This window comes from Nocardioides sp. (genome assembly GCF_016462705.1).
Lineage (GTDB): Bacteria > Actinomycetota > Actinomycetes > Propionibacteriales > Nocardioidaceae > Nocardioides.
In genome coordinates this window covers 1-4,550 of the sequence record NZ_JAEMSS010000258.1, presented here as the reverse complement: position 1 = coordinate 4,550, position 4,550 = coordinate 1, and the positions used below count along the sequence as shown (strand labels likewise).

At 71.1% G+C, this 4,550-nt stretch carries 5 protein-coding genes; 1 reads left to right on the top strand and 4 read right to left on the bottom strand.

What is annotated here, in order from left to right; translation table 11 throughout:
* The first annotated feature begins 87 nt into the window (after positions 1–87).
* The gene (locus JHD21_RS20890) at positions 88–1,371 is read left to right on the top strand and encodes a hypothetical protein (RefSeq protein WP_292679346.1); all 1,284 of its coding nucleotides are present in this window, start codon (positions 88–90) and stop codon (positions 1,369–1,371) included.
* A gap of 30 nt (positions 1,372–1,401) precedes the next feature.
* On the opposite strand, the gene JHD21_RS20885 is transcribed toward JHD21_RS20890, so the two are convergent.
* The 4 genes from JHD21_RS20885 to JHD21_RS20870 all read right to left on the bottom strand — a co-directional run.
* Entirely contained in the window at positions 1,402–2,154 is a 753-nt protein-coding gene (locus JHD21_RS20885; protein WP_292679343.1) for a class I SAM-dependent methyltransferase, read from the bottom strand.
* Between the two features lie 43 nt (positions 2,155–2,197).
* Positions 2,198–3,109, bottom strand: coding sequence for an aldose 1-epimerase family protein (locus JHD21_RS20880; protein WP_292679341.1), 912 nt, complete (start codon positions 3,107–3,109; stop codon positions 2,198–2,200).
* Between the two features lie 10 nt (positions 3,110–3,119).
* Complete coding sequence (locus JHD21_RS20875; RefSeq protein ID WP_292679338.1) at positions 3,120–3,701, bottom strand: 4-amino-4-deoxy-L-arabinose transferase; 582 nt, start codon at positions 3,699–3,701, stop codon at positions 3,120–3,122.
* On the bottom strand, positions 3,679–4,550 hold an 872-nt coding region (locus JHD21_RS20870), incomplete at its 5' end, for an amino acid deaminase/aldolase (protein ID WP_292679337.1). The genes JHD21_RS20875 and JHD21_RS20870, both read right to left, overlap by 23 nt.

The following is a 4,550-nucleotide window of genomic DNA, read 5'->3' as shown; positions in this document are numbered from 1 at the left end:
CCACTTGAGACAGAGGCGCGGATCTGGGGGGCGGGTGTCGGTGGGCTCGGGTTGGGTTGAGGTATGGCAACCAGGCAGCTCGAGGCAATGAGCGAGGACGAGGTCCTCGCCTTCGCTGCTGAGCGCGCCGCCACGATCCGCGAGGCCGAGACCGACCTGCTGGAGATCGGCTACCACTGGGCGGTCACCCATCCCGCCGAGCGGCTGCGCGAGGACGAGGCGGCGAGGCCGGGTCGGGAAAGGGCCCGCCGGTACGGCGGAGAGGGCACTCCGGAGGTGACCGAGTTCGCGGCCGCCGAGCTGGGGGCCCGGCTCGGGACGACCACCTTCGCTGCGGGTCAGCTGATGGCCGACGCGGTCGACCTGGTCCACCGTGGCCGCGACCTCTGGACCCGAGTCCAGGCCGGGGAGGTGAAGGCCTCCTATGCCCGCTACGTGGTCAAGCAGACCCGGCACCTCCCCATGGACGAGGCACAGTACGTCGCGACCGCCGTGGCCGAGCCTGCTGACGGTCGGATCCCGTGGACCCGGTTCGAGGCACTGGTGGAGGCCGCCGTGGTCAAGGCCAACCCCGAGCTCGCTCGCGAACGCGAGGAGCGGGCTCGGACGGCGTCGTTCGCCAAGAAGCTGCGCAACCAGTCCCACGGCAACGCCTCCTACCTGATCCACACCGACGTGGCCACGGTCGACCAGATCGACCAGACAGTGGACGCCTATGCCGACGCGTTGGCCGAGGAGTTCCCCGACCTGAGCGTCGACGAGCGCCGGGTGCTGGCAGTGCGGATGCTGCTCACCCCCGGCGCCGACCAGGACCCGGGCAAGCTGGCCGAGCACGCACCCGTGGTCAACCTCTACGTGCACGTGACTCCGGGGGAGCCGATCGCGCGCCTGGAGGGGCACGGCCCGGTCACCACCGACTGGATCACCCAGGTGCTCGGTCCGCGGTGCCGGTTCAAGGTCTACCCGGTCATCGACCTGGCCGGCATGGCTCCGGTCGACGCCTATGAGATCCCCGATCGACATCGACAGGCCGTGCAGCTGATGACGCCGGCCGACACCTTCCCCTACGGGTCCAGCCTGTCCCGCAAACAGCAGGTCGACCACACCGAGCCCTACGACCCGCACGGGCCACCGGGTCAGTCGGGCCTCGGCAACTACGGGCCGATGACCACCGCGCACCACCGGATCAAGACCCATGGCGGGTGGGAAGTCAAGCAACCCTTCGCCGGGATCTACGTCTGGCGCGACCCGCACGGCGCCCACTACCTGGTCGACCACACCGGCACCCGACGGCTCCCCGGTCGATCGGACAACCTCCCGATGGTCGTCGAGATCTACCGCGACCTCCCTGAGATCGAGTGGGCGGCGTAGCGAGCTGTTCCGACGCACGAGCTCCTGCAGTCAGCCGGACTCGCACACGCAGACCTGGAGGAACGCGTCGCTGGTGAACGGTGCCCCGGACCAGTCGCCGAAACGCTCGACGAGTCGCAGCCCGCCTTGCGAGATCAGCAGGGGCAGCTCCTGCGGGAAGATGCTCCTGATCTCCAGTGGCGCGACGATGACGTCCTCCTCGGAGTCGGTGGAGAGGTGCCAAGTCCCGCGCGTCACCTGCGCGAGCGCGTCGTAGGTCTCGGCGACATCGACCCGCACCTGCCCACGAGCCGGGTCGGTGAACGACAAGGACTCCCTGGTTCGCCGGCGGCCATCGGCCTCGGCCAGCACTTTCACGCTCGGGTTGAACACATCGAAGACGAACCGCGCTCCGGGTGCGAGATGGCGTCCTACCGACCTGAAGCAGCTCACCAGGTCGTCGGTCTCGTGCAGGTGCAACAAGGAGTTGGCGGTGATGAACACGAGGTCGAACGTGCGGCCCAGGTCGAACGCGGCCATGTCGCCCTGCAACCACTCCACCGCCACGCCGCACTCATCCGATTTTCGACGAGCCTCGGCGAGCATGTCCGGCGAGAGGTCCAAACCGACGCACGAATGCCCGTCGGACGCGATGGGGATCAGCTTGTGCCCAGTGCCGCAGCCGAGCTCGAGTATCCGACCGCCCGTCCGGCTGCTCTCGGCGCGGTAGAAGTCGACGGCAGGACCGCCGCCGGGGAACATCAGGTCGTAGACCTTCGGATGCGAGTAGAACGCCTCATCCACCACGACGCGTGCTCCTCTCGACTTCGTCCCACGTCGGCTCGTCTCAGATCGCCCGGATGCCCCACGTCGACTCGTACGCCGCCCCCGGCTCCAGGCGCACGACGTCCTCACCCGACCGGAAGGCGTCGGCCTGGGCGGTCATCGGCTCGACCGCCACCGAACGCCGGGTGAGCGGCGCGGGACGGTCGTCGGCGGTGTAGACCATCAGCCACGGCTGGGTCTCGTCCACCCACAGGTCGACGCCGTGGCCGGTCGCCGGATCTCGCAACGTCGTGGTGGCCAGGCCGGCGGAGTCGCGGACCAGGTCGGTGAACCCGTGGTTGAGTGAGACACCCCCCAGCGGCCGGGCGGTCCGGAAGTCCACCTCGCTGCCCGTCACGTCCTCGCGTCCGATCGGCAGCAGCCGCTGCTCGTCGCTCAGCGATCTGGTGGCGGCCGGCAGCAGCAGCTCCCAGGTGTCGACGGACGAGGGGCCGGCGGTCAGGTAGGGATGGGCGCCCTGCGCGTACGGCGCGGCGGAGTCCGCCCGGTTGACGGCACCCTGAGTGACGGTCAGGCCCTCGTCGCCCAGCTCGTAGCGGACCGAGAGGTCGAGCGTCCACGGATAGCCGACCTGGGCCATCAGCCGGTACGTCAGCGCGACCGCCGAGGCAGAGTGCGAGGCCATCGTCCAGGCCGCCCACTGGACCAGCCCGTGCAGCGCGTTGCCGCGGTCCGGCTCGGTGAGCGGCAGCTGCTGCTCGGTGCCGTCCCAGGTGTAGCGGCCGTCCCGGATCCGGTTGGGCCACGGGATCAGCAGCTGGCCGCGGCAGCCGGGTGACACCTCGTCCGGATCGAACCCGTCGACCAGGTCTCGCCCGTCGTACGTCAGGGTCCGCAAGGCGGCTCCGCTCTCGGTCACCACCGCCCGGTAGGCGCCGTGGATGATCTCGAACTGCGTCCCGCTCGCCGACATGACCGAGACCCTACGGACGCAGGACCGGAGGTCGTGCGCCCGTCCCGTCCACGTGGACGTCCGCCCGGTCCCGGGTGCGGTGGGAGTGGAAGAGGTTCCTCTCGTCGAGCATGAACTGCCGCCACTGCGGCTCCATGTCAGGGCCGTCGCGCTCCATCCCACGCGCGAGCCGCAGCTCGTCGTCCGCCTCGACCCACACGAGCGCGGTGACGAGCCCGGCGACGGCCGGGTTGCCGCTCCCGACCCCCTCGATGACCAGCCAGTCGGCGACCGGGACGTCCACGAGACGGTCGAACCGGCCGAGGTGCCAGTTGAACTGCCGGTAGGACCCCGGCTCTCCAGCTGCCAGCGGCTCGAGTACCGAGGAGAGCTGCGGCCCGGTTCCGGCCAGCCCGTCCCAGCCCTCCATCAGGTCGTCCATGTGCACGACCTGGGCGCCGGTCCGCCCGGCCAGCGCGGACGCCAACGTGGTCTTGCCGGACCCGGCCGGCCCGTCCACGCAGACCACCCGGGTGCCGCCGCAGGTGGCCGGCCGCGACGAGGCCAGCTCCAGGACGGCCGCGGCGACGTCAGGTGGCGAGCCCGTGGCCACGGTAGGTGCGCGCTTCCTCGACGAACCGCGCGTCCGGACCCGCCCCGGACAGGAGCCGGACGGTGTTGGCGTGCTCGAACGGCTCGCCGGACTTGGCGTGCCGGAACCACACGAGGTCACCGATCTCCAGCATCGCGGCGGCCCGTCCGGTGAGGGGGGTCTGCACCTCGCCGGCCCCCTCGAGTCCCGTCAGGTGGAGACCGGCGGGCGCCCAGGGCGTCGGCAGGCGGTCCGCGCCGATGGGTCCCGAGGCCACCAGTCCGCCGCCGTGGACGGTGGCGATCGTGGGAGAGGGCCGCCGGGTGACGGGCAGCCCGAAGTACGACGCGGGGCGTGGCTCGAAGCTGCGGTAGTGGTCGAACAGGGTGGGGACGAGCAATCCCGAGCCGGCGGCGATCTCGGTGACGACGGGGTCCGCCGCAGTGGCCTCGACGGAGCCGGACCCGCCGGCGTTCCAGAACTCCAGCTCGACCAGGTCGCGCAGTCCTGCGGCGATCTCGCCGCGCCGGGTCTCGAGCTGGGTCAGCGACAGCGACTTGAGACGGCGCACGATGGCCGACTTCGCGCGCTGGCTCGGCACGTCGTCGGCGACGCCGGCCACCTGGCCCTCGTAGGTCATCACGCCCACGAGCCGGAAGCCGTGCCGCTCGGTGATGGTCCGGGCCAGGTCGAGGACCGCGCCGGCGTCGTGCAGGGGGGAGCGCTTGGGGCCGACGTGCTGGCCCCCCACCCAGAGGCCGGCGTCGACGTCGATCGCGACCCGGACCGGGACCGCGTGCGAGGCCCGGACCGAGTCGATGACGTCGAGGTGCCCGGGGTTGTCGACCATCAGCGTGATCCGGCCGGCGG

Excerpts from the sequence above, each read along its gene's own strand:
- JHD21_RS20880 (WP_292679341.1), bottom strand. The coding sequence starts at position 3,109 with ATGTCGGCGAGCGGGACGCAGTTCGAGATCATCCACGGCGCCTACCGG.
- JHD21_RS20890 (WP_292679346.1), top strand. The coding sequence starts at position 88 with ATGAGCGAGGACGAGGTCCTCGCCTTCGCTGCTGAGCGCGCCGCCACG.